Raw genomic sequence first — 25,334 nt, 5'->3', positions numbered from 1 at the left:
TATCTGGGGCGACTCTACAGTATGCAATATATCAATAAAAGAGCTCTTTACCGAGAAGCAAAAAAAATGAATAAAATGATGACTTTCATCATGATAAGAATCGAATGATGAATATATTCTGCAAAAACCTCACGAATAGATACCCATGATGCAAAGCAGTCATGGGTATTTTTCAACAGTTATTCAAGTGACGGTTTGCACTTTAGGGTGCGCAGGCAAGCGCACTGATATCACCGTAGTGATGGCTAAAAAGGCAAAAGATACCCACAAACACGCGGCAAGCCCGGCTTCCTGATATAACCATCCCGATAGAATGGTGCCGATCAAGCGTCCCATTGCATTCGCCATATAATAGAAACCGACATCCAGCGATACACCATCATCTTTGGCATAGCTGACTATCAGGTAAGAATGCAAAGATGAATTAACCGCAAATACCGCTCCAAAAATCAGTAAACCAACAATGATAGTCAGTTCAGGTTGCCAGTTAAGCTGAACCCCGAGCGCGATAGCCGCAGTAATGGTCGCTAATAGCCCGGCCCAAGCCAATGCGGCACGGCCATCTGGTACCACACCTTTAGCTTTGCCGGTTAAGCGCGGTGCAAATCCCTGCACGACCCCGTAAGCGATAACCCATAACGCGAGAAAACCGCCGACCCATAGATGATCCCAGCCAAATACCTGACCCAAATACAACGGAAGAGCCACGACAAACCAGACATCCCGGGCTCCAAATAAAAACATTCTAGCCGCAGAAAGAATATTGATACTGGCGCTTTTCGAGAAGATCTGACTGAACTTAATCTTATTTTTGGCTTTACCCAGATCCTTTTCCAGCCAGCTCAGGCTCATCACAAACACTGCGGCCAGCACCGATGCCATTAAAAGCACTGCACCTTGGAAACCCAGAGTCGCCAGCAACAGACCACCAAGGAAAAAACCGGCACCTTTTAACGCATTTTTCGAACCGGTAAGGATCGCAATCCACTTATACAAGGCCCCTTGCTGATCGTTCGGCACCAGTGTTTTGATCGCACTCTTGGCGCTCATTTTATTTAAATCTTTCGCAATGCCTGACAAGGCTTGCGCCAGCATTACCCACGCAACAGTGAGAGAGGAAGAAGGCACCGCCAGCATAGATAACGCGACCACCTGCATCGCAAGGCCAATATTCATGGTGCGATTCAAACCGAGTTTCGCACCTAACCAACCGCCGATCAGGTTAGTGATCACGCCAAAGAATTCATAAAACAAAAACAATGAAGCAATTTCGAGCGGTGAATACCCTAGCTGGTGAAAATGCAACACCACCAGCATACGCAAGGCACCATCGGTGATGGTGAAGTTCCAGTAATTGAACGTCACCAGCATATACTGGCGTACCTCTTTCGACAGAGTTGAAAAAACGGCAATCATGCAGAGTTCTCTTTCAGTTTGCTCCTGCAGAAGTTAATCCCACAGGAGCGATTCATTTAACCAAGAGCAGTCTTATTATGCCAGACCGACTTTACGGATAAGCTCAGACGTCCGGGTTGCGTAACCCATCTCGTTGTCGTACCAGGCGTAAATCTTCACCATGCGATCGTTGACAACCATGGTAGATAAGGCATCAACAATGGTCGAACGCCGATCACCTTTATAATCAATCGAGACCAATGGGCGATCTTCAAAGCCCAGCACCCCTGCTAACTCACCTTCTGCCGCTTCTTTCAGCAGTGCATTCACTTCATCAGCTGTCGTATCACGGCTCACGTCAAAAATAATATCGGTCAGTGATGCATTCGCGAGCGGAACACGCACCGCATGACCGTTGATCTTGCCTTTAAGCTCAGGGAAGATTTCAACAATAGCCGTAGCAGAGCCCGTGGTGGTTGGAATTAAGCTCATACCGCAGGCACGCGCACGACGCAGATCTTGATGCGGGGCATCCAAAATGGTTTGGGTATTGGTTAAATTATGAATGGTAGTAAATGAAGATTGTTCAATGCCCAGCTTTTCATGGATCACTTTGACAATAGGTGCGATGCAATTTGTGGTACAAGATGCCGCAGTCACAATGCTGTGTTTTTCTGCATCAAACAAATTGTCGTTCACACCCACGACAACGTTCAAGACACCTTCTTCTTTAACCGGTGCTGATACCACGACACGCTTCACACCTTGAGCCAGGTATTTCTGCAACAGCTCTTTTTTACGGTGCACACCGGTCGATTCCAGTACCACATCACAGCCAGACCAATCGACAGCGTCAATGTCACGCTCCTGAGAACAGATAATAGTCTTATCGCCAATGAAGATCTGATCGCCGTCAACCTTTACTTCATGGTGCCAACGACCCTGAATAGAGTCAAACTCCAGCAAGTGTGCCAGTGTTTTTGCATCACCAGCCACATCATTAATTTGGACGAACTCTAGTTCTTCCCAATCAAAAGCCGCACGAAGTGCTAATCGACCAATCCGACCAAAACCGTTGATACCTACTTTAATTGCCATGATCTCTATCCTTTAACTCGTTTCATTATTGATGCCACTAACAACATACGAACAAACATATATATGAATATACGCATATAGTATGCGGAACAATACAAATTAACCAGATCTTTTTCCATCAGGCTTAGATTTTGTCATTCTTAAATTCATCCGCTTCTACGGGCACGGCATCTGTGTGCCCATCACCAAAGTGGTCGTCAGCAAAGGAAATAGCCACTATTGGATTGCGATGGTGACTTAATCAGCACCCTGAAATTGCATTAAAAAACTCCGCCTAATAGCGGAGTTTTTGGGTATAAGCGACTTCATTTATAAAGGGTTAAGACTTTGACTGAAATTCGAAAGCCTGAATATAGTCAGTATGGGCCTGTCGAGTAAAAGCCCCCGGGCGTAGCGCCTGAATTTGACTGATGGTTGCTTTCAGATCCATCCCCCGTGCCAGCATCAGATGAGCTGCAATTAAACCCGTTCTGCCTGATCCCCCCATACAATGGATGGCCAGTGAATCTCCGTTATCAAGCATTTTCTGGGCTGCCTGGCTGACTGCCGGCCAGTTTGCGTTAAACTCTTCCCCCGGAGCACAATCATCTTCAATTGGCAGGTGGTACCATTGAAGCCCCAGGGCCTCACACTCCTGAATAAGTTTCTGGAAACCATCATCCGGCAGATCACTTGATTGCAATGCGGTCAATACAGCGGTTGCACCAGCGGCTTTTAATTGCACTAAGGAGTCATGCAGATTAACGGCTTTGGTTCCCGGACAAGGCGTCAGCAGCAACTGTGCACCATTGTTTAGCGGTAGCGGCCAGAATGGATGTGTATTTGACATTTTTCTTTCCCGTTTTAATAAAATTCTGTGGGTATAACTCAAACCGCTGAGGCCGTTTGCTTCTTATTGATCTTTGGCTTATTGCTGAAACCGGGCTTTTTACGATCGGTGATCTGACTGAGTCTAAGCTTTTCCTGATTGATTAATCCGGGATTACCGTTTCTCACCGTTGCCAGGGTATGACGTACCCAAGCCGGCAGGTGTTCAGGGAAGTGATAAAATATCCACAGCCCTTCTCGCTGATCTTGTAATATCCCGGCATCACGTAATAAAGCCAGGTGCCGTGAGGCCTTCGGCTGGCTTACTTCCAGTGCTTTGGTTAAATCGCCAACGGTTAATGCCAGTTCATCTTCAATCAGCATTAAAATCCGCAATCTTAGCGGATCACTCATGATCTTAAACAGCTCAACAGGACCAATTGTATCGTTTTGCTGCTCACCATTTAACATCAGGAAAAGCGAAATTCTTGCTTTGAGCCCCTCAACGGTCTCATAAAATGCCTGTAACCCTTCTGTCGGCTTAGGATCTGCAAAATCCCAATGGATCAGAGCATCCGAGTCAGGAAAAAGCGCGCACTCATTACTGGCCTTGTCACATAATGTAATCACGACATCAAAATGCTGATCATTCAAAGATGTTACAGAGACACTCCGGAGATTGTCGGTATTGACATTCTGATCCGCCAGCACCTGGTACACCCGATCATCAACCGTTTCAGGGCTCATGCCAGCACTCATTATCTCGTAATTATCTCCTGCCATATGGCGCATCAATGCTTCAGCCAGTTGGGAGCGGGCAGAGTTTCCAGTACAGAGAAAGAGTATTCGCTTCATATGAGTCTCGATTTACGGCATTTTCAGCAGTATATATGATTTTCCACATATAATACCAATCGGAATTATCAGCCACGAACAAAAATCACGGCTCAAGCGGCTCAAAGGGTTGCACGGTATGGCTTAACACCCACTCTTTTAGCTTCGATGCCACTAAAGGGTGACTCAATAAATCTAAATGGTTAATACCGTAACCTACCCATTGATTATCTGCGGAATACAAGACGTTCGTATGCCCAGCGTCGCTCTCTCCCAAAGCGCTCGATACGGGAACTAAGCCATCACCAAGAGCTCGATTCGACTCATCATTAAGATTCTGCCCCAAACACGTGGCAATTGCATAGCATGCTACTTTCTCAGGCAATGCGGGACGTACTCGATGAAGCGCCCTCTCATTGTCTTCATCCTGCCAGTCAGCATGACAAATGTAGCCTTGACTGAGATCCCGGCTGCCACTGCTGCGAACATCAGCTATCTTTGATAATGCAGACAAATACGGGGCTTCAGCGACCCTTTCATCAACCCAGCAGGCCAGCTGGGCCAGTGGCGCGCCGTTATGAGGAGTGCCAAGGGTAATGAAGGTACGAAGCTTAGCTAACCAACTCAGCTGGTGGTGCTCAGCATAATAACAGGCGCTTCTTGTTACCAGCCCCCCCATGCTATGACCAACAATCACGATTTCCTTGACATCACAGGGCCAAGCTGAAATGAGTTTTTCGAGTTTGAATGCAAACTCTTCACCATTAAGAGAGATATGCTGTCCTGTGTTATAGCGCAGATACAACGGTGTATAGCCAAATTTAGCTAAAAAACGGCCATGATCATGCTCTTTACGCAGCCATTGAACATCATTCATGCACCAGCCGTGCACGCATAATACAATCCTGTCACTGGCTTGGGGCAACAACTGGTTCAGCCGTTCAGGCTCTATACGCAAAGTCTGGTGCTGATCTCGAAAGACCATCTCCTGCATTAGCCGACTACTACGCTGTACGAGGTAGTCACCAACCATGCCATTCAGTATCGAGATCATTGCATCGCTATGATTATACGGTAAGCTGTGTTCGATAAATTCACTGACTTTACCTTTCGCTGTTACCCTATTTTCCGCAATCTTGGTGGATACTTCATCCATCAAAGTCTGAAATTTCCTACTCAGATTATTCCTAGAAATCATACTTCACCTCAGTATTGCCGTGATCACCTGTTTCAGGTAAGTCATATTATATACCCTTCATTCAGGCTGTCTAAAATTTTCAATTTAAGGTGTTTTAATGCAAGAAATATCCATTGTTTTTCGAGTAATTAAAACCCGTAGTACTGTAGATATATGTTTTCGATTAAACATCGGAATCGTGTTAAATAATGACAATTATATCAAAATGAATATTAAACAATTAATATTTAGAATACGGATAGAATAAAAGAATTAACCGGTAACTATAGATATAAAAATTAGAATATGCACTCTAATTTATATTATTATTTGAAATAATTTCAGACCAGCAAAATCTGATCTGAAATTAGAACTTTATAAAATATTATGCGTAATCTCTTTCTATCGTATTGGAGTGTGTCAGCTGCGAAGTTAAATCAGTCAGAATCATATCAGCGGCTTTTTCAGCGATCATTATTGTGGGAGCATTCGTATTTCCGCCAATGAGTGTCGGCATAATTGATGCGTCAACGACACGAAGCCCTGCAATACCAATAACATTCAACCGCGAATTAACCACTGCCATCTCATCGCTGCCCATCTTGCATGTACCAACAGGATGATAAATCGATTCTGCTTTTCGACGTATAAACGCTTCTAGCTGCTCGTCTGTCTGCACCTCTTTTCCTGGAAAAACTTCCTTGCCACGGTAATGGTCAAAAGCCGGTTGTTTTAGAATTTCACGAGACATTTTTACCGCCTTCACCAATGCTTTTACATCATCAGCATTCTCAAGGTAATTGGCCTCAATCACGGGGGGCACCGTTGGATCGGAGTTACGAAGCTTTAACACTCCTCGACTTTTTGGCCTTAAATTACAAGCATGTAGCGAGTAACCATGCCGAGTGGTTGTCCACAGATCCAAACCGTGATTATCCAAAAAACAAGGTGAAAAATGGAACTGAACATCCGGTACCGATAGCTCTGGATCGCTTTTCGCGAACCCTCCTGCCTCGGCAATATTGGAGGTGAAATTGCCTTTCTTAAACAGGAAGTAATCAAAAAGTCCTTTTACCGAACGCAGTAAAGCAACCGGAGAAAAACCCACAGAGTGGAAGGTCCGCTCTCGGGTCACAGCAAGCACATCAAGGTGATCCTGCAGGTTTTTCCCGACCCCGGGCAGATGGTGAACCACATTGATTTTGTGTTGATTTAATTCAGTTTTATCACCAATACCTGACAGCATCAGTAACTGTGGGCTGTTAATAGCTCCACCACTTAAAATCACCTCACAGGCTGCACGAACCGTCAGCTTTTCACCACCTTTAAGGTACTCAATACCAATCGCCGTCTTTCCGTCAAACACCACCTTGGTAGTAAGGGCGTCGGTAATAATAGTGAGATTTTTTCGCTTTTCAACCGGACGTAAATAGCCCACCGCTGCACTGCAGCGCTGGCCATTTATTTGCGTCACCTGATAGTAGCCGATACCGTTCTGCTCTTTGCCATTAAAGTCTTGATTTATAGTATGTCCGGCTTGTTTTGCCGCTTCGATAAAGGCCTCTGACAACGGGTTTTTACTCCGTAGATCAGCAACATTTAATGGCCCCCCGACACCATGGTAAGCATCTGCGCCACGTTCCTGATGTTGGGATTTTTTGAAGTATGGCAACACGTCATCATAGCTCCAGCCATGATTTCCCAACGCTTCCCACTCATCGTAGTCCTGCGCATGTCCCCGGACATAACACATGGCATTGGAAGCGCTACTGCCTCCCAATGTTTTACCACGTGGCCAAAACAGTTTTCGCCCCTGTAAGTTCGGTTCCTGCTCAGTGTAATAACGCCAATTCATCTTCTTTGAATGCATCATTCCAATTAACCCTAATGGCACATGAACCATCAAACTGGAATCTTTTGGCCCGGCTTCGACTAAGCATACTTTGATTTTTGGATTGGAAGACAATCTATTGGCAAGCACACACCCAGCAGAGCCTCCTCCTACAATTACGAAGTCATACATAACATCCTCTCAATTTTCTCGTAATAATTATGCCAGCCATTTTCGAAATCCAATAGTTTACAAAGACAGTAACCTTGTACTTTATTTTTTTCTCTCTAATCAATCATAGATTAAACTATGGAAAAACTTATTCATTTCTTAAAAAGATGTAAATGATTCAGTGATAACAAATAAAAAGGTGATCTATTTAATGAATTTCAATATTGCCTAAAGACAACAACTCAGACCAGTGTAAGTTATATTACGAAAAGGAATATTTTTTGCCTCAGTTGGCACATTTAAGGAGAACCCATGGCATATTTTCTGACTGGTGGTACGGGCTTTTTAGGCCGTAACCTGATCACCCGATTATTAAAACGCGAGGGTGACATTTATGTACTCTGTCACGATCAGCTGGCACGAGATCGTTTAGCATCCAGCATACAACAGTGGGATATACCCGCTGGTCGTGTCATGCCGGTTCAGGGAGACCTGACTAAGCAAGGTTTAGGTTTATCAGAAGCTGATATCGCCGCGCTTAAGGGCAATATTTCTCATTTCTTTCACCTTGCAGCGATCTACGATCTTAAAGCCACAGCTGAAATTCAGGAAGCGGTTAATATTGCCGGCACTCAAAATGCGGTTGATGCTGCCATCGCACTGAATGCAGGCTGTTTTCATCATATCAGCTCTATCGCTGCGGCCGGTTTGTATGAAGGCCACTTCCGCGAAGACATGTTTGATGAAGCCGAAAACCTTGACCACCCTTACTTCTCGACCAAGCATCTGTCAGAGAAGGTCGTACGTGATAAGTGCTCAATACCGTTTCGCGTCTATCGCCCCGGAATGGTTGTGGGTGATTCTAAAACTGGGATTGCGGAGCGTGCCGACGGGCCCTATTACTTCTTTAAGATGCTACAGCGCATTCGTAATGTGCTGCCTGCCTGGGTGCCGACCATTGGTCTCGAAGGCGGACGTCTGAATATTGTACCTGTCGATTACGTTATTGATGCTTTAGATCATATTGCTCATAAGGAAGATCTTGATGGGCGCTGCTTCCACCTGACGGATCCAAAACCCTATCGTTCTGGCGAAGTACTCAACATTTTTGCTGAAGCCGGTCATGCTCCTCGCATGGCACTACGCTTTGATGCAAGACTGTTTGGTTTTATCCCGAACCAGGTTAAGAACGCCATTCTTTCATTGCCGACGATTAAGCAAATTGCTGACGTCACCATGAAAGACTTAGGTATTCCAGCTTCTGCTCTGCAGTTTTTCACATACCCGACCGATTTTGATTGCCGTGAAACCCAAATGGCATTGAAAGGTTCAGGCATTGAGTGCCCTCGCCTTCCAACTTATGCGCCTGTCATTTGGGACTACTGGGAGCGTCACCTGGATCCGGAGATCTCTGGTGATCACAGCTTGAAAGGTCGCGTTGCCAACAAAATCATCCTAATCACTGGTGCAAGCTCCGGTATTGGTCAGGCAACGGCCTATAAACTGGCTGAAAATGGTGCCGAAATGGTGTTAGTTGCTCGTGACGAAGAGAAACTGGCCCTCACCAGAGAAGAAGTTGAAAAACGCGGCGGCATCGCTCACACATACAAGTGCGATTTATCAAGTATCGAACAAGTCGATACCCTGGTTGCAGATGTGCTCGCGGAACATGGCCGCGTCGATATTCTCGTTAACAATGCCGGTCGCTCAATCCGCCGCTCCGTCGCCGATTCCGTCGATCGTTTCCACGACTTTGAGCGCACCATGCAGCTGAATTACTTTGGAGCATTGAAGCTGACTCTCGGTTTACTGCCAAGCATGGAAGCACAAGGAGGTGGTCACGTTATCAACGTCTCTTCAATTGGCGTGCTAACGAATGCGCCGCGATTCTCTGCGTACGTTTCCTCGAAAGCGGCAATGGATGCTTTCTCTCGCTGTGCCGCATCAGAGTACTCCGATGTGAATGTTAATTTCACCACCATTAACATGCCATTGGTAGCAACACCGATGATTGCACCAACCAAAATCTACGAATCGGTCCCAACGTTATCACCCGACGAGGCTGCCGATCTGTTAGCAACCGCAATCATTGATAAGCCCAAGCGCATTGCGACGAAACTCGGTATTTTTGGTGCTATCGTACATGCGCTATTCCCGAAACTCGCCGAGATTATCATGAACAGCAGCTTCCGCATGTTCCCTGATTCAAAAAAGAACGAGCAAGATGAAGAACAGAAAACAGAAAGAGCCTCTTCGGCAGAGCTAATCGCCTTCTCGGCATTACTCCGTGGCATCCATTTATAACCGGTTCTAGTTGCCAGTCTTTTAGCTGGCTAGATAATAAAAGTTTAATTAAAGGAATATAATCATGGCAGATTTACAAGCAAGTTTTGAACAAGCCCAGCGAGAGGTGAAAGCACTTACTCAACGCCCATCCAACGATGAGTTGCTGGCTTTGTATTCATTTTTCAAGCAAGCAACTGACGGCGATGTACACGGCAAGCGCCCAGGTATGTTTGATTTCAAAGGCGCGGCAAAATATGAAGCGTGGGAAAAGCGCAAAGGCATGGATGCAGATACTGCAATGCAGAAGTACATTGATAAAGTATCTAAAATAATAGAGGCTTACGCATAAACGCTGATTCATCAAGACAGCAACATAAATAACCAAGGCCGCAAATGCGGCCTTATTCTCGCGCAAAAAAATACCGCAATATCTATCGCGGCATCAAAGCTATAAAAAATAAAATCAACTCGGTCGTTTACTATTAATAAAAATCGGGACAATTATCCCGATTTTTATAATGTATTTATAAAAGATTAACGACTTTTGTATCGCTATCATTTCCAATGTTATCTTGGTTTATTGCTTCAGCCTGGGGATCTACCTCTACTGTCACAGAAAGCATCTCAGTTAATTTTTCTAATTGTTTTTCTAATTCTTCTACTCGTTTCTGCTTCTCTAAATATAAACGTTCAAATTCATCATCCTCAGGCCTTAACGAATTACGCGCTGCAGTTACAGCCATTTCCACTGCCAGCGTTTCATCGTCATTATGCTCAATCTGTTCAGCGACTGTTGAAATAGCCGCATCCATCACTTCTTGTTCAAGCTCACGCAGCGCATCTTCCATATAGCCGGCAATCACTTCGAAGCCAGGCAACGATTGATTACATGCAACCAGTGAGTAATACATCGTACCCGCATTGCTATAGAAAGTAATATTAAGTGTCTGGCCAGGCATTAACAGTGATACCGGGTACTGTTCTTTTACTTCTGCACCCATAAAATAAAGGCGATCGTCGGTACCTGGAACATTAGAAATCAACAGATTGCTTGCTGGCGGAATAAAGCTATTGAGACCAAGCTTGCCACTGATTAATGAAACGCCATTGACTAACTGGGAGTAATTAATGTAGGCGTCAGGAGAGATATTCAACGCTTCATTTTTCAGATCGGACGTAGCCTGCTGAATAGCTTCTAAACGCTCAAGCGGTGATAAACCTGGCCGGCCAAGTTCAACATGGCCAATCGACATTTTATTGCCCTTAGCTTCTAATTCACCTTTACCACGTAAATTCATCGGCATCATAGCAACCAGGGGCTTTCTTAGCGGCAATGAGCGATCATTTAAATATTGATTCAAGGCTATATCACTGACAGTGAAAAGCACATCGTTCATCGACGCTCCAGTAATACGACTCAGCTGCTTTAATTTGGCAATCGGAAATTGCCCCAGACTTACCGCCCGGCTGCGTTTGGGACTGAGGTTAAACGGCGTTTTCGGTGCAGTAAACGGGATTTTAAGATCGCTGTCAGCCAGGTTTACCGCTTTTAAAGCCAACTTACTGCCAAGACGGAGCATCGAAGGAATAAGCGAAACCTGTTTAGAAGCCTGCTTTGCCGTCTTCATCACCATGTCGGTCAAATGCGTTTCTGCTGTTCGCTCAGAGGCTGTTTTCCGTAAATCACGTTGCCAGAGCGGTTTCGTGAAAGACTCTTCAACCGTCGTTGCACAGCTATGAGTAAATATTCTGCTGGCACGCACACCATCAACCATTGAGTGATGTACCTTCAGAACCAGTGCCACGCGGTTATTTTCAAGCCCACCAATCAGCCAGACTTCCCACAAAGGTTTATTGCGATCCAATACCTGGCTATGCAAACGGCCAACGACTTGTTGTAACTGCTGCTCAGTACCCGGTGATGGCAGCATGGTAATGCGTAAATGGTCTTCTAAATTTACAGTACGCACGGTTTTCCAGCTCGGCTTGCCGGTAAATGACCAATCCAATTTCCAGTTAAACGGGGCTGTCACATCTGTTTGTTGCAAAAAGTGCGCGTAAAGATCCTGAGCAAACGTGGCAGCTTGCTCTTTAGGCGGATCCAAAACAACCAGCCCTGTCACATGCATCGGTGTTTTCGCCGACTCAAAAATAATAAAACTTAAGTCAAGAAGAGACAAATTTGGCATAGATGTTCCTTTATCAATCCTGTATGTCTACTAATCTACCCCAAACAATAAGCACTAGATCCGCGTTGAGAAAAAGTACTTGTTCGTATCAGAGAGAATGCAATTAAGTGGAACAGTTATTTCTTTTGCATTAACTTATCGACAGCTGTAGTCAGTTCATCAACGCTGTTTTCCAATTCTAATAGCCTAGTACGATCAATCCCACTAGTACAACGGATAACCTGATTAACCTGAGTTTCGACTTTATTGAAGACGGCCGATTTCGTTGTTTCAACACGCTGCAATGTTTCAGCTTCGACGTCAGTACCCTTTTCAACAAAACCGTTAAATTGAGTGGCAAGTAAACGCTGAGTTTGTTCACTCTGCTCCTTGCCTTTGCTGTAAACGCCTAAACCAGCAAGGAAAACATTACGGACGATGCCTTCACCGAAAGCAGTCATTGGATTTACACTCTTAATTATTGTTCCAAACATCATGAATTTTCACCTTATTTATTATCTTCTTAGACTTACATAATAAAGAAGACGTCTATTACCAATCAACGAGGGTAACAATTAAAATTAGATCATTCTTTCTAATTTTAATTCTTTTAAAGCATCCAGATCACAAAAAACTGAGTTCCAGAAAGAAACAAATAAAAACATTAACTTCAATACCTTAACTGATTAATTCTTTGACTGGCATTATTTATAGACTTAACAATATAATCAGTTATTCCTATGCAACAGAGTGATATTTGTGATTGGTATCAATTAAATGAAATAAGAAGTGATTAGTTGTTAGACAACTAGAGTTATGGCTCTATTCTTAATAGTAGACAAATAATAAAAATAAAATAAAAAATAATCACAATATTTCATGGCCAATACTAATACATCACAAAAGGACTTCGCTATGTCAGTACTGGAGCTGGTTGGAACAAGTACTCAATCCCTTTCTATGCAATCCACAATTCCTACGGATGAAGCAATCGGTGACGTCAAGCCACCTGCTGAGCTACTTGCTCATCCAGACGAACTTGTAGACAGTATTATTGCACACGTGGGAAAAAACATTGTCCTCGGTCTACCGCTTGCCATTGGTAAACCGATCGCTTTTGTCAATGCACTCTACCAAAGAGCTAAATCCGATCCTTCTATTTCACTGAATATAGAAACGGGTATTTCTCTTGAAAAGCCTGTCGGAAAAAATTCACTAGAAAAGCAATTTCTGAAACCTTTTGTCGATCGTGAATTTGCTAATGTACCTGATCTTGACTACATACTTGATTTAAGAAAAGGAGCAGTACCAGACAACATAGCCATCAACGAATTTTTCTTTAAAGCAGGAAGCTTCTTAAACAGTCCTCAACAACAAAATTACACCAGTACAAACTATACTCATGCCGTTCGTGATCTGTTAGACAAAGGCGTCAATGTCGTTGCCCAGCTTGTAGCCAAGCGCACCATTAACGGCGTAACGACCTACAGCTTATGCAGTAATTCTGATCTGGCTCTCGATTTTGCACCGGTAATGGACGAACTGCAAAAAAACGGGACAAATGTGGCGATGGTCGCTGAAGTCAACTCCAATATGCCTTTCATGCAAAACCATGCCGAAGTCGCTGATAATGTCTTTGATTTGGTTTTAGACCAAAATTTACAGCAAGATCATAAAGATTACGCTTTGTTCGCCGCGCCTCACGCCAGTATTTCACCAGAAGATCATATGATAGGCTTTTATGCCAGCACACTGGTTAAAGACGGCGGCACCCTCCAAGTGGGGATTGGCTCTTTAAGCAGCGCACTGACTTACAGTACATTGCTACGCCACAAACAAAATTCACTGTATACGCAACTCATGAAAGATCTGCAGGTAGAGCAGAAGTTCCCTATCTGTAAAACTGTCGGTGACACTGGGACTTTTGTGGAAGGCTTATATGGTTGCAGCGAGTTAATGGTCGATGGTTTTATGCATTTGTATAATGCCGGGGTGTTAAAGCGTGAAGTCTTTGAAGATCTGACGATCCAGACCTTACTCAACAAAAAGAAAATTACCACTCAGGTCACTATTTCTACCCTGCTAATTTTGCAGGATCATAATGCGATCTCAACCGTATTAACTGATAACGATGTCACTTATCTAAAACGAATTGGTGTTTTCAAACCGTCTGTAGAGCTCATTGACGGCCTGCTGCACATCGGCGAACAGAGCTTTGCCGGCAACCTGAAAAATGCTGAAGCATTACAGTGGATCACTAAATATTGCTTAGGCGATGCACTGACTGGTGGTGTCGTCATGCATGGTGCATTCTTCATCGGGCCGAAAGATTTCTATGATGCCCTTAATAACATGAGTGACGCGGACCATAAGAAATTCTGCATGACCAGTGTTAACTACGTCAATGATCTTTATGATCACTTCATTGGAAACCAACAGCTCAAACAAGCTCAGCGTAAACATGCCCGTTTTATTAACTCAGCAATGATGGTCACACTGAATGGCTCTGCTATTTCAGATGCATTGGAAAACGGTCAGGTGGTGAGTGGTGTTGGCGGTCAGTACAACTTTGTCGCGCAGTCGCATCAGATGCCAGATTCACGCTCGATCATGAAACTACGTAGTTGCGCTGTACGAAACGGTAAACTGAAATCCAACATATTATTTAACTACGGCCATACGACCATTCCTCGCCAACTGCGTGACATTGTTATCACTGAATATGGTATTGCTGATCTGCGCAGCAAACCGGATCATGTCGTTTATACCGAACTGATCAAAATTTCTGATTCTCGCTTCCAGCAAGAGCTACTTAACAAAGCCAAAGCTGCAGGTAAAGTCGCGAAAAATTATGAGATCCCTGCAGAGTTCTGCAATAACACTCCGCAAGCCATTGCTAAGATCTACCAAACATATACACAAAAAGAGGTCTTCGGCCCGTTTCCCTTTGGCTGCAGCTTTACTGAACAAGAATTGAAACTGGGTAAAGCATTGAAATCACTGAAGAGTAAATCCGCCTCTCGCAAAGGGAAAATGCAATGCTTATGGCAGGTAGTTACCGCACCAAAGCCAAGTCAGACCGTTATACCTTTGCTAAAACGTATGGGGCTAGATAACCCTAAAAATCTGCAAGAACATATAACGAAACGACTACTGACTGCTGAGTTATCTAAATAATCAACCTAAGCGGTAAAACAAAAGCAATAATCCGGTCGTTATTCATCGATTTACTGAAGAGTCAATCGGTAAATATGAACTTACCAATATGAACAACTGACGTTGTGCGAGGTATATTAACAATGACAAAAAAGAACAAAGTAATGGCGCTTTGCCCCTATGCAGCAATCTGGGGCTGCCCAAAGTGTCCGGTAAAGAGAATTTGTCCGGGCAAAACTACGATTGGCGATCAGCCTTTAAAACCTAAGGCGAGAAAAACTAAATAGCACGACATTCCACATCGCGCCAAACAAAGTACCCTCCTATAAAGAAAGAAAGCAGTTGTGCTTTCTTTCTTTTCTCAATTGAGAGTAAATACAGAAATAACTTGCGCAAAATGCTATTTGCTAAATGAACATGGCCCGCATCAGCTATGACGGAAGATGAAACCATGCTGCATAAATATTCACATTGTTATTGACACATAACCACGTTGATGTTTGAATCAAGCCATCCCAGATTTTTGGGATCAGAAGAGGTGCGTTAACCAGGTAATCTGTTCGAGGTATCCAACTACCCGTGACCACAGATAAGGGGGATTAACGCCGAGATAAGTTTGCTTTTGGAGGCAAGGCTTATCGGTCGCTGGGGCTGAATCCTCAGGGCTGTCACCTATGGTGGAGAGCTTCTGGTGTTTGTGTTTTATCGCCCCCCAAGTGGCTAATTGTCACTGGCGCCTTCGCAAAACCAAGCTCTCTGAACTGATATCAAAAAGTTCGGATGAGAGATGTCTAATCAAAATTCTATTCCTGTAATCGGGAATGAACGCTTACAACACACTACACTATGGACGGCCCTCATCACCCCGTTCCACTCCGATGAATCTATTGATTATCCAACCCTGACCCAGCTTGCCAAAGAACAAGAGGCAGCCGGGAATGGGATCCTGATCCTCGGTAGTACCGGCGAAGCATTGGCAATAACACCGACTGAACAGCAGGATGTGATCCGCCATGTCTGTGCGCTGGATCTTTCCGTTCCACTCATGGTGGGTGTCGGCGGTTTTCAACTGCAGCAACAAATGCAATGGCTGGATTTTTTGCGGGATTTTTCTGTCGATGCCCTGCTGATACCCGTTCCGCTTTACGCCAAGCCCGGTGCCGCTAGCCAGTTGAAGTGGTTTAACAGTCTGCTTTATGCGAGCAACTGGCCATGCATGATCTATAACGTACCTTCACGCACCGGTGTCGCCCTTGATGAGCAAACCTTGGGTTCACTGGCAAGTCATCCCAATGCATGGGCAGTGAAAGAAGCCAGTGGCAGCGTTGAGGCTTTTACCCGCTACCGCGAGGCAGCTCCATCGCTACAATTTTACTGCGGCGATGATGGCCTGCTGGTCGATTTTGTTGCCGCCGGCGCCTGCGGCCTGGTATCGGTGGCCGCCAACGCCTGGCCTGAAGCCACTGCACACTATGTTCGCCAGAGCCTTAGCCAAACAACTCCAAGCTTCAAGACCTTATGGCAACAAGCCAGCAACAGCTTGTTCTGTGCCTCCAACCCGATCCCGGTAAAGGCACTAATGCAGCGTCAGGGCCGCCTTGATAATCCTGGACTGCGTCCCCCGCTTTACATCGAAGAGATGCCAGAGTTAACCCCTGTTTTAAATGCCGATGCGGCAATACACCAATGGATGAAAACATGTCTGAATCAGTAGTAACCCCGGACTGGAAACTTTTACTTGATCAACTTGAGCGCGGTGAAATACGCACTGCGACCCAAGATTTGAAAGGAAACTGGCACGCCGATGCTGCGGTGAAGCAGGGGATCCTAGCCGCATTCTCAGCCGGAGAACTGATCAGTTTCGGACCGGCATACCCAGGCACAATTGACAAACATAACCTGAGTCCGCGACAGTTTTCGCCGGAAGAACGGGTTCGTCTGGTTCCGGGAGGATCAGCGGTTCGCCGCGGTGCTTATGTGGCACCGGGCGTTGTGATCATGCCACCGGCCTACATTAATATCGGCGCTTATGTCGACAGCGGTACCATGGTCGACAGCCATGCCCTTGTCGGCTCGTGTGCCCAAATCGGCAAGAATGTCCACCTCTCTGCGGGGGTACAGATTGGCGGCGTGCTTGAGCCTGTCGGTCAAACTCCGGTGATCATCGAAGATGACGCATTTATCGGTGCCGGTTGTGTGATCGTTGAAGGGATTGTTGTAAAAAATGGGGCGGTACTGGCACCGGGAGTGACACTGTCTGCGGCTGTTGCCGTTTATGATCTGATTAATGAATGTCTGTTACCAAAAGGCGCGCCGATCCCAGAAGGCGCGGTTGTTGTTCCTGGCAGCCGCCCGGCCAGCAGCGAGTGGGGCAAAAAAATGGGCCTGAGCATACAGTGTCCGGTGATCATCAAATACCGCGATGACAGCAGCGATGCTTCACTGATTCTGGAAGAGGCGCTTCGTTAATGACACTGACTGAGCAGGTTCGCAAGGCGCTACAACTCGCCAGCAAGCAACAGCCACATTCTTTTTATGCCTATGATCTTGACGGACTGGATCAGCACTTGGCCGGGCTAGAAAGTGCGCCGGCCAAGTTATGGTATGCCGTTAAAGCGAATCCGTTATCGGCCATCATTCAGGCTCTTGATGCCAGAGGCTTTGGCTTTGATGTCGCGAGCCTGGGCGAATTGAAACAGGTATTGGCACAAGGCGTCGACCCGTCACGTATTTTAAATACCGGCCCGGTAAAAACACCGGAGCACCTGGCCGAGTTTATCAAGCACGGCGTACGTATTTTTGTTCTGGAAAGCCACCAGCAGGCTGATGATCTGGCCCAAATTGCCCGTGCACAACGAATCCGTATTCAGGTGCTGCTACGGGTGCAGTTGCCGTGGGCTAGAGATCCAGAAGAAAAGATGAATGTACTGGGGGGCAGCAACCCTACTCCGTTCGGGCTAACACCTGAGCAGTGGATGCCTGATACGTTCACTTTGCCAGATGAATTTGAGCTATTGGGTGTGCATTGCTTCCAATGGGGCAATATCCTTTGTGCCGATACTCTGGTGCAAACCTGGCAGGCCGCGATGCCTAGACTTACCGCCCTGCTTGATGTCTGGCAGATATCAGAACCTGTCGTCGACTTAGGCGGCGGACTGGGTATCCCTTATGCCGGACAACAGCAAGAGCTAGATTGGCAGCGGGTTTGCCAGGGGCTGGAACAGCTGAAAAGTGAGTTTCAGCTTGGCCAATGCTGGATGGAATTAGGCCGTTATGCCGTTGGCCCTTATGGTTATTACGCCAGTAAGGTTGCCGATATCAAAGATAATCAGGGTGTCCGCTTTGCCGTGATTGAAGGCGGAAGCCAGCACCTGCTGCGCCCGGCGCTTACACAGCAAGCTTTCCCGGTTGAATCTCTGCAACCTTGTGATTCTCCGCTGATGTCTTACCAGATCCATGGTGCGCTCTGCACCGGACTGGATTGCCTTGGCAGCTTACAGCTACCAGACAGCTTGCAGCGGGGCGATTGGCTGATTTTCTCTCAGGCGGGCGCTTATGGTTTTACCGAAAGTATGCCCTACTTCCTGTGCCACGCTCTTCCTGCAGAGCTAACCTTTTCGCAGTCGGGCATTAACGTTTTGCGACCGAGTGCTCCGGCCAGTCATTATTTGGCTTAAATAACGGCGGAAATACAGAATATACAGCCCGCCAAGCTACGGCGAGTTCACTTATCAAATGTCACCGGTAACCGCATACACCTCTAACAACCAGGTGCCATGCGGTTGCCAAAACAGAGAAAGGAGCCGGATAAAGCACATCCGGCAATGCTGATGATAAAAACAACCACAGTCAAAGTCGGTGAGCAGCCGACCGGCAATCCGATGGAAGTGCCGGTGATCAACATTCAAGGTCAGGGCAATGGTCCGCGCGTTTATATCCAGGCCAATATCCATGGCGCTGAGGTGCAGGGCAATGCCGTCATTTACCAGCTGCTGGAGTTTTTCCGCCAACATCCGCCACAAGGGGATGTGGTTATGGTGCCTCAGGCTAACCCTCTGGGTATTAATCAAAAAAGTGGCGAATTTACCCTTGGTCGATTCGATCCGGTTACAGGCACCAACTGGAATCGCCAGTATTATTTTGACAGCAGCCTGCTTGAGCCGTTCAGCCAGCAATATATTGATGCTGATGAAGCGGTGATCCGTGATGCGTTTCGCGACAGGCTGAGAGAGCAAATCAACCAACGCCAGAGCTCACCGTGGGGCCTGACCTGTGGCCAACATTTAGCCATGAACTTACAGAAAATGGCGATGGAAGCCGATATTGTTCTTGACCTGCATACCGGACCGATCTCTGCCCGTCACCTTTATGTCCCTGAATATGCACGCGAACGGGCCCGCTATTTTAATATCCCACTAAATATTCTTATTCCAAGCGACTTTGACGGCGCAATGGATGAAGCCTGCTTTAGCCCCTGGTGGCAGTTAAGCCAGCAATTTGCCAAACTTGGCCGCAAACTGCCGGTAATGGTGGATGCCTTCACCCTGGAATTGGGTTCACAAGAGCTGCTGGATGTAAACGCCGCCGGACGCGATGCGCTGGGGATTTGCAATTACCTGCAGCATCAGGGCATGTGGCCAGACAAATCATTTATTTGTGATCCTGTCTCCCTTTACGCCTGTTATCTCAGCGACTATAAAGCCTATCACAGTCCGGCCGGCGGTCAGGTCGAATATCAGGCTCAGCTTAATCAGCCACTTGCAGCCGGCGAGCCGCTTGCAACACTTTGGCATTTTAATACCCTCGGCAGTGACTCTTGCCTGAGCCGTAAACTGATTCTGCCCTGTGACAGCATCCCTGTCTTGCACTTTGCCTCAGCAAGCGTGCAACAAGGCACAGAGCTGTATAAGGTTCTGACCAATACATTTAGGCTTTAGAACTATCTGACTTAGTATTTCTGTATTCAAGTCTCATAACTGAATTCTGACGGTGCTATTTCAAGATTTTATGATGTATTGCATCTCAGGTACAAAATGTCTGGCCCGCCTCGTTCTCGCAATTTATCAATGCAATAACAAGGCGGGCCATCTGATTAAATCCGTTACAACCCTCTCATTTGAATGCGGCGTAAAAACTCAGTCATGACTCGATCGTAAAGCAGATCGCCTAAGAAGGCGTCTTCAACATGATGATCGATGCTTGGATTATCGTTCACTTCAATCACATAAACCTTGCCATCGATCTCTTTTAAATCGACACCGTAAATACCGGAGCCAATCAAGTTAGCCGCTTTCAGCGCGACATCCACAACGTTTTTTGGAACTTGCTTGAGATCTAAGGTTTCAAAGCCCCCCGAGGAGACTCGGCCGCTGCTGTGATGATGATAAATCTGCCAGTGACCTCGGCTCATGAGATATTTACAACCATAAATCGCCTGGCGATTCATCACCCCTATCCGCCAGTCAAAGTCAGTCGGCATATAGGCCTGGGCCAAAATCAGCGAACTTTTTTCAAATAGTGCCGAAGCCTCACGCTCTAAGCTGGCTTCGTCACTCACTTTGACCACGCCGCGAGAAAATGCACCATCAGGAATTTTGAGCACCAAAGGCAGTTCAAGATTTTCAAGCAAAGCTTGCTTCCAATTGGAATCGAAGCTACGCAAAATCACGCTCTTGGGTGCGGGTACATTGTTGCGTTGTAGCAACTCGGTCAAAAATACCTTATTGGTACACTTCATAATAGATTCCGAGTCATCCATTACCACCAGCCCAAGCTTTTCTGCTGCTTTAGCAAATCGATAGGTGAAGTTGCTGATGTTGGTCGTGGCGCGAATGAATAGACCATCAAACTCACCCAAGCGGGATAAGTCATCTTGAGTAATGGTTTGCAAATTCATACCCAATCGATTGGCCGCTCGGCGAAACAACTTCAGCGCGGCAGGATCGGATGGGGGCATTTTTTCATCCGGATCGACCAGCATCGCAATGTCGTAACGATATTTTTTCTCTGGCTTAGGCGTTCGCCAAACTTTGTTCGAAAACAGCTCAAGAGATTCGGCGAAGAAGTCTTGCTCTGGATCCGTTAGATCTTGGAATGGAAAAGGCTGAACTGAAATCAACTGCCACTGCTTTGCGCGTTTTTTTAGCACCACTTCCAACACTGGTACCATAAACTGTTCAAAGAGGCGTCTTGCTACTTTGTCCAGCCCCGGAGTAGACGTCCGACCGAAATAGATCTTACTGTGGATCTCATCTTGATGAGCAAAATTTTTATCCAGCTCTGAGTGGTGCAGTGAGATGAAAAACGGTTGGTTGATGTCGTTGATAGCCACAACGCGCGGAATCACACGATGGCCGCGCGCTTCGGCCATTAATGAACAGTAATAGCCGTTGCTCATGTAGCCATAGTCACGACACAAGTTGACAACTTGCAGATTACGATGTGTTTCTTTCCAGTCTGGTTGCAGATAATCATCGACTGTAATTATTTGTTTACTAGGAAAATATTGCCGCCAGTCACTGGTTTGGTCGGTAACAATCAGAATGTTTGCCATTTATTTTTTCCCAACTATAGCATTAGAAGACTTTCTACTATTTAATCTCGTTGCAACCGTCAATCGTGTAAGGATTTTGTATGGAATTTCGCTTAGCGGAATTGGCCGATCTCAGTGCTCTAAACTCGCTAGAACAACAGCTCTTTGACGGCGATAAAATATCGCCCCGTCAAATGAAGCGTTTTCTTCTGTCACCTCATTGCATGGTGTTTATCGCCGTTTCTGACGCTGAGCTGGTAGGATATGCCTTACTGTTATTCCATCAAGGGACACTGCTATCACGATTATATTCGATTGCCGTTAAACCAGATTTCAGAGGGCAAAAAATCGCACAAAGTTTGCTTGAGCTTTGTGAAGAGTCGGCCCTTAATCAAGGCTCTACTACATTACGACTAGAAGTGCGTGATGACAATATCCCGGCAAAAAAATTGTATCAGCGCCTCGGTTATAAGAAGTTGAAAGTACTGATTCATTACTATGATGATTTGGCTGATGGTCTTCGGATGCAAAAGCGTTTAACCCCGACGGAGCCAAAAACCTTACTTCCTATGCCGCTGTATATTCAAACTACGCCATTTACCTGTGGTTCGGCGTGCTTATTGATGAGTTTTGCGACGCTCTCTTCGCAGCAGGAACTATCTCGCACGTTAGAGCTACAATTGTGGCGCGAGGCGACAACTATTTATATGGCAGCAGGACATGGTGGCTGTAGCGGCCATGGCTTAGCGTTGGCGGCGAAACGACGTGGTTATCATGTTGAGTTATGGACTCAATCGCAGTCTACACCGTTTATCGATAGTGTACGGGACAAGAACAAAAAAGAGGTTATAGAGCTTGTCCATCAAGATTTTTGCCAACAGATTAACGTTGAGCAAATTCCGATGATTGATGCACCGCCGAGTACAGCAATGCTTGAGGAGTGGATTCGCCAGGGGGCCTGTGTATTGCTGCTGATTAGTACTTATCGATTCAATGGAAGCAAAGAGCCGCACTGGATTGTGCTGAGTGGCATGAGTGATAGATTCTTTTTTTTCCACGATCCCCATGCTGATACACCAGCGGATGCGGCATCATCAGCGTATATTCCGGTGAGTAAGCTCAGCTTGTCGCAAATTCTCGGATTCGGTAAACAGAAACACACCGCGTGTGTAATGATTCGCCGAAGATAAAAACTTCCCGAAGAAAAACACTTTACTTTTTTCTGGCCATTCAACCATACATTACGAATAAGATACAAAATAAAAAACCTGGCTTTCTATCTTGGAAAGCAACAGGCTTTGCCCCCTTGTGTCCGGCCATCCCACCAGCAGTCATATGCTTCTGATTTACTACCATTAACCCTGCTTCCAGAGTCCTGCTCATGTGCTGTTCTGAAGCGAGTTCGTGTTCGACGTATAGGGATATTGTGACCGGATTAAACCAGGCCATTTAATCCTAAGATATTGGGCAATTGCTCTGAAAAACACAGTTTTCCCACTAAGGTTTTAATACTCCTTAGATTTAGATTGAAACAAACAATTAATGTAATGGGTAAAACCGTCCATCTCGGTGCAATACTCGTCTATATTTTCAGGGTAGAGGCTGCGGGTATATGTAGTACGCACGACATAAAACCAACCTAAAAAGGAGTTTTAGATGAGCAATGACAAAAGTACCGCTTCGGGTCAATGTCCTGTAATGCACGGTGGTAATGCTCGCATGGGAGGGGACGGCAAAAAAAATATGGACTGGTGGCCTAACCAACTGAACCTAAAAATCCTTCACCAAAACGACAGAAAATCGAACCCTATGGGTGAAGACTTCAACTATAGGGAAGAGTTTACCAGACTCGATCTTAAAGAAGTGAAAAAAGACATTGAATATGTCATGACCGATTCAAAAGACTGGTGGCCAGCAGACTACGGTCATTATGGCCCTTTAATGATTCGCATGGCATGGCACGCTGCGGGAACCTACCGTACCGGTGATGGACGCGGCGGAGCTTCTACCGGTAACCAGCGTTTTGCACCATTAAACAGCTGGCCAGATAACGCTAATCTCGACAAAGCACGTCGTCTGTTGTGGCCAGTTAAGCAAAAATATGGCAACAAACTCTCATGGGCAGACTTGTTTATTCTTTCTGGTAATGTGGCTCTCGAATCCATGGGCTTCAAAACTTTTGGCTTTGGTGGCGGCCGAGAAGATATTTGGGAACCAGAAGAAGACATTTACTGGGGGGCAGAAGACGAGTGGTTAGGTAACAAACGTTACAGTGGTGAACGTGAGCTTGATGCCCCTCTTGCTGCGGTACAAATGGGGCTGATTTACGTCAACCCGGAAGGACCAGACGGCAACCCGGATCCTGTTGCGTCAGGTAAAGACGTTCGTGAGACTTTCGCGCGCATGGCAATGAACGACTACGAGACGGTTGCACTGACTGCCGGAGGTCATACATTTGGCAAGTGCCATGGTGCCGGTGATGCGGCTCATGTAGGTCCTGAGCCAGAAGCGACTCCACTGGAAGAGATGGGCCTGGGTTGGAACAGCAGCTATGGTAGTGGTAAGGGCCGTGACGCTATAACCAGTGGGCTCGAAGGTCCATGGACGCCAAGCCCAACCAAATGGGACAACAGTTATTTTGACATGCTGTTAGGCTACGATTGGGATCTAACGAAAAGCCCTGCCGGTGCCTACCAATGGGCACCTAAAAACCTTGCAGAAAACAATCACGCGCCAGATCCGGAAGACGCCTCCAGGCGGGTCGGGATCATGATGACCACCGCTGATATGTCAATGCGCGAAGATCCGGCGTATCGCAAGATCTCTGAACACTTCCACAACAATCCTGAAGAGTTCGCAGGTGCATTTGCGCGAGCATGGTTCAAACTGACTCACCGCGACATGGGACCTAAATCCCGTTATCTTGGCCCAGATGTACCGGCTGAGGACTTAATTTGGCAAGACCCGATACCGTCGGTTGATCATGACCTCGTGGATACCAACGACGTAGCAGAATTGAAAAAAATTATCATGCGTTCGGGTCTGAGTGTTTCCGAACTGGTCTATACGGCTTGGTCTTCTGCCTCAACGTTCCGCGGTTCGGATTGCCGCGGAGGTGCCAATGGAGCACGTATCCGCCTAGCACCTCAAAAAGACTGGGAGGTTAACCAGCCTGATCAGTTGCAAAAAGTGCTGAGTACTTTTGAAGGTATCCAGAAAGACTTCAATTCCTCTCAGTCAGGCAATAAAGCGATTTCTCTTGCGGACCTGATTGTGCTTGGTGGTTCTGCCGCGATTGAGCAAGCGGCAAAAGACGCCGGATTTAACATCGACGTACCTTTTTCTCCGGGCAGGACCGATGCAACTGACGAGCAAACCGACGCTCAATCTTTCAATGTACTCGAACCCGCCGCTGACGGTTTCCGTAATTATATGAAGAAAGCGTTCACTGTATCTCCTGAAGCGATGTTGATTGACCGTGCGCAACTACTGACACTGACAGCTCCAGAGATGACGGTACTCATAGGCGGTATGCGGGCGCTGAATACGAACTTCGGTCAGTCGCAATACGGCGTCTTGACGGACAAACCCGGTACACTTACCAACGACGTCTTCGTGAATATCCTTGATATGGGCACGGAATGGAAACCTACGTCAGATGACGCACAGAAGTTCGAAGGTCGAGATCGTAAGACCGGTACCCTGATGTGGACAGCCACACGCGTTGACCTGATCTTTGGCTCTAACTCGCAGTTGCGCGCCCTTGCCGAAGTGTATGGTAGTGACGATGCGAAAGAGAAGTTCGTCAACGATTTTGTAAAAGCCTGGACAAAAGTGATGAACGCTGACCGCTTCGACCTGAAGTAGTTGCGGATTTCG

Annotated in this window: 18 protein-coding genes and 1 riboswitch; of the genes, 9 read left to right on the top strand and 9 right to left on the bottom strand. The window is 46.3% G+C overall.

Annotated elements, in window-relative coordinates:
* Positions 1 to 183: 183 nt before the first annotated feature.
* The 6 genes from arsJ to AC2204_RS04650 all read right to left on the bottom strand — a co-directional run bounded on the left by arsJ (position 184) and on the right by AC2204_RS04650 (position 7,334).
* A complete protein-coding gene (gene arsJ / locus AC2204_RS04675) occupies positions 184 to 1,416 on the bottom strand; it encodes an organoarsenical effux MFS transporter ArsJ (protein WP_318924327.1) in 1,233 nt (410 codons plus the stop codon).
* A 75-nt stretch (positions 1,417 to 1,491) separates the two neighbouring features.
* Positions 1,492 to 2,493: an ArsJ-associated glyceraldehyde-3-phosphate dehydrogenase gene (locus AC2204_RS04670; protein WP_318924326.1), complete on the bottom strand. Its 1,002-nt coding sequence runs from the start codon at positions 2,491 to 2,493 to the stop codon at positions 1,492 to 1,494.
* Positions 2,494 to 2,812: 319 nt separating this feature from the next.
* Positions 2,813 to 3,322 carry a phosphatase domain-containing protein gene (locus tag AC2204_RS04665; protein ID WP_318924325.1) on the bottom strand — a complete coding sequence of 170 codons (510 nt, stop codon included), beginning with the start codon at positions 3,320 to 3,322 and terminating at the stop codon, positions 2,813 to 2,815.
* Positions 3,323 to 3,360: 38 nt separating this feature from the next.
* Complete coding sequence (locus tag AC2204_RS04660) at positions 3,361 to 4,155, bottom strand: metalloregulator ArsR/SmtB family transcription factor (protein ID WP_318924324.1); 795 nt, start codon at positions 4,153 to 4,155, stop codon at positions 3,361 to 3,363.
* A gap of 85 nt (positions 4,156 to 4,240) precedes the next feature.
* Entirely contained in the window at positions 4,241 to 5,290 is a 1,050-nt protein-coding gene (locus AC2204_RS04655) for a PGAP1-like alpha/beta domain-containing protein (protein ID WP_318924323.1), read from the bottom strand.
* 406 nt (positions 5,291 to 5,696) lie between these two features.
* Positions 5,697 to 7,334: a GMC family oxidoreductase gene (locus AC2204_RS04650; protein ID WP_318924322.1), complete on the bottom strand. Its 1,638-nt coding sequence runs from the start codon at positions 7,332 to 7,334 to the stop codon at positions 5,697 to 5,699.
* 291 nt (positions 7,335 to 7,625) lie between these two features.
* Between AC2204_RS04650 and AC2204_RS04645 the strand changes: the two genes are divergently transcribed.
* Both AC2204_RS04645 and AC2204_RS04640 read left to right on the top strand, forming a co-directional pair.
* Positions 7,626 to 9,617, top strand: coding sequence for an SDR family oxidoreductase (locus AC2204_RS04645; protein ID WP_318924321.1), 1,992 nt, complete (start codon positions 7,626 to 7,628; stop codon positions 9,615 to 9,617).
* A gap of 64 nt (positions 9,618 to 9,681) precedes the next feature.
* Positions 9,682 to 9,948, top strand: a complete 267-nt coding sequence (locus AC2204_RS04640; protein WP_318924320.1) for an acyl-CoA-binding protein — start codon at positions 9,682 to 9,684, stop codon at positions 9,946 to 9,948.
* Positions 9,949 to 10,123: 175 nt separating this feature from the next.
* On the opposite strand, the gene AC2204_RS04635 is transcribed toward AC2204_RS04640, so the two are convergent.
* Together AC2204_RS04635 and AC2204_RS04630 are read right to left on the bottom strand one after the other, a co-directional pair.
* Positions 10,124 to 11,788: a wax ester/triacylglycerol synthase family O-acyltransferase gene (locus tag AC2204_RS04635; RefSeq protein WP_318924319.1), complete on the bottom strand. Its 1,665-nt coding sequence runs from the start codon at positions 11,786 to 11,788 to the stop codon at positions 10,124 to 10,126.
* A 116-nt stretch (positions 11,789 to 11,904) separates the two neighbouring features.
* The gene (locus AC2204_RS04630; protein WP_318924318.1) at positions 11,905 to 12,264 is read right to left on the bottom strand and encodes a phasin-related domain-containing protein; all 360 of its coding nucleotides are present in this window, start codon (positions 12,262 to 12,264) and stop codon (positions 11,905 to 11,907) included.
* Positions 12,265 to 12,682: 418 nt separating this feature from the next.
* Here AC2204_RS04630 and AC2204_RS04625 point away from each other — a divergent pair, with 418 nt between their 5' ends.
* The 5 genes from AC2204_RS04625 (at position 12,683) to AC2204_RS04605 (ending at position 19,860) form a co-directional block, all read left to right on the top strand.
* Positions 12,683 to 14,944, top strand: a complete 2,262-nt coding sequence (locus tag AC2204_RS04625; RefSeq protein ID WP_318924317.1) for an acetyl-CoA hydrolase/transferase C-terminal domain-containing protein — start codon at positions 12,683 to 12,685, stop codon at positions 14,942 to 14,944.
* A 504-nt stretch (positions 14,945 to 15,448) separates the two neighbouring features.
* Positions 15,449 to 15,619, top strand: a riboswitch (Lysine riboswitch).
* 91 nt (positions 15,620 to 15,710) lie between these two features.
* Positions 15,711 to 16,637: a 4-hydroxy-tetrahydrodipicolinate synthase gene (gene dapA / locus AC2204_RS04620; RefSeq protein ID WP_318924316.1), complete on the top strand. Its 927-nt coding sequence runs from the start codon at positions 15,711 to 15,713 to the stop codon at positions 16,635 to 16,637.
* Positions 16,622 to 17,392, top strand: a complete 771-nt coding sequence (locus AC2204_RS04615) for a 2,3,4,5-tetrahydropyridine-2,6-dicarboxylate N-succinyltransferase (RefSeq protein ID WP_318924315.1) — start codon at positions 16,622 to 16,624, stop codon at positions 17,390 to 17,392. The genes dapA and AC2204_RS04615 overlap by 16 nt, the downstream gene beginning before the upstream one ends.
* Complete coding sequence (locus AC2204_RS04610; protein ID WP_318924314.1) at positions 17,392 to 18,600, top strand: PLP-dependent decarboxylase; 1,209 nt, start codon at positions 17,392 to 17,394, stop codon at positions 18,598 to 18,600. Before AC2204_RS04615 ends, AC2204_RS04610 begins: the two co-directional genes overlap by 1 nt.
* Before the next feature lie 105 nt (positions 18,601 to 18,705).
* Positions 18,706 to 19,860: a succinylglutamate desuccinylase/aspartoacylase family protein gene (locus AC2204_RS04605; RefSeq protein ID WP_318924313.1), complete on the top strand. Its 1,155-nt coding sequence runs from the start codon at positions 18,706 to 18,708 to the stop codon at positions 19,858 to 19,860.
* A gap of 164 nt (positions 19,861 to 20,024) precedes the next feature.
* Here the strand turns inward: AC2204_RS04605 and AC2204_RS04600 are convergent, their stop codons facing one another.
* A complete protein-coding gene (locus tag AC2204_RS04600; protein WP_318924312.1) occupies positions 20,025 to 21,476 on the bottom strand; it encodes a RimK family protein in 1,452 nt (483 codons plus the stop codon).
* Positions 21,477 to 21,556: 80 nt separating this feature from the next.
* Here AC2204_RS04600 and AC2204_RS04595 point away from each other — a divergent pair, with 80 nt between their 5' ends.
* Complete coding sequence (locus tag AC2204_RS04595; protein WP_318924311.1) at positions 21,557 to 22,645, top strand: GNAT family N-acetyltransferase/peptidase C39 family protein; 1,089 nt, start codon at positions 21,557 to 21,559, stop codon at positions 22,643 to 22,645.
* Positions 22,646 to 23,111: 466 nt separating this feature from the next.
* A complete protein-coding gene (katG, locus tag AC2204_RS04590; RefSeq protein WP_318924310.1) occupies positions 23,112 to 25,322 on the top strand; it encodes a catalase/peroxidase HPI in 2,211 nt (736 codons plus the stop codon).
* Positions 25,323 to 25,334: the final 12 nt, after the last annotated feature.

The organism is Photobacterium sp. (genome assembly GCF_057456235.1).
The sequence above is the reverse complement of the archived record's forward strand: the minus strand, read 5'-3'. Positions and strand labels throughout refer to the sequence as shown.

Excerpts from the sequence above, each read along its gene's own strand:
- arsJ (WP_318924327.1), bottom strand. The coding sequence starts at position 1,416 with ATGATTGCCGTTTTTTCAACTCTGTCGAAAGAGGTACGCCAGTATATG.
- AC2204_RS04670 (WP_318924326.1), bottom strand. The coding sequence starts at position 2,493 with ATGGCAATTAAAGTAGGTATCAACGGTTTTGGTCGGATTGGTCGATTA.
- AC2204_RS04665 (WP_318924325.1), bottom strand. The coding sequence starts at position 3,322 with ATGTCAAATACACATCCATTCTGGCCGCTACCGCTAAACAATGGTGCA.
- AC2204_RS04660 (WP_318924324.1), bottom strand. The coding sequence starts at position 4,155 with ATGAAGCGAATACTCTTTCTCTGTACTGGAAACTCTGCCCGCTCCCAA.
- AC2204_RS04655 (WP_318924323.1), bottom strand. The coding sequence starts at position 5,290 with ATGGATGAAGTATCCACCAAGATTGCGGAAAATAGGGTAACAGCGAAA.
- AC2204_RS04650 (WP_318924322.1), bottom strand. The coding sequence starts at position 7,334 with ATGTATGACTTCGTAATTGTAGGAGGAGGCTCTGCTGGGTGTGTGCTT.
- AC2204_RS04645 (WP_318924321.1), top strand. The coding sequence starts at position 7,626 with ATGGCATATTTTCTGACTGGTGGTACGGGCTTTTTAGGCCGTAACCTG.
- AC2204_RS04640 (WP_318924320.1), top strand. The coding sequence starts at position 9,682 with ATGGCAGATTTACAAGCAAGTTTTGAACAAGCCCAGCGAGAGGTGAAA.
- AC2204_RS04635 (WP_318924319.1), bottom strand. The coding sequence starts at position 11,788 with ATGCCAAATTTGTCTCTTCTTGACTTAAGTTTTATTATTTTTGAGTCG.
- AC2204_RS04630 (WP_318924318.1), bottom strand. The coding sequence starts at position 12,264 with ATGATGTTTGGAACAATAATTAAGAGTGTAAATCCAATGACTGCTTTC.
- AC2204_RS04625 (WP_318924317.1), top strand. The coding sequence starts at position 12,683 with ATGTCAGTACTGGAGCTGGTTGGAACAAGTACTCAATCCCTTTCTATG.
- dapA (WP_318924316.1), top strand. The coding sequence starts at position 15,711 with ATGTCTAATCAAAATTCTATTCCTGTAATCGGGAATGAACGCTTACAA.
- AC2204_RS04615 (WP_318924315.1), top strand. The coding sequence starts at position 16,622 with ATGTCTGAATCAGTAGTAACCCCGGACTGGAAACTTTTACTTGATCAA.
- AC2204_RS04610 (WP_318924314.1), top strand. The coding sequence starts at position 17,392 with ATGACACTGACTGAGCAGGTTCGCAAGGCGCTACAACTCGCCAGCAAG.
- AC2204_RS04600 (WP_318924312.1), bottom strand. The coding sequence starts at position 21,476 with ATGGCAAACATTCTGATTGTTACCGACCAAACCAGTGACTGGCGGCAA.
- AC2204_RS04595 (WP_318924311.1), top strand. The coding sequence starts at position 21,557 with ATGGAATTTCGCTTAGCGGAATTGGCCGATCTCAGTGCTCTAAACTCG.
- katG (WP_318924310.1), top strand. The coding sequence starts at position 23,112 with ATGAGCAATGACAAAAGTACCGCTTCGGGTCAATGTCCTGTAATGCAC.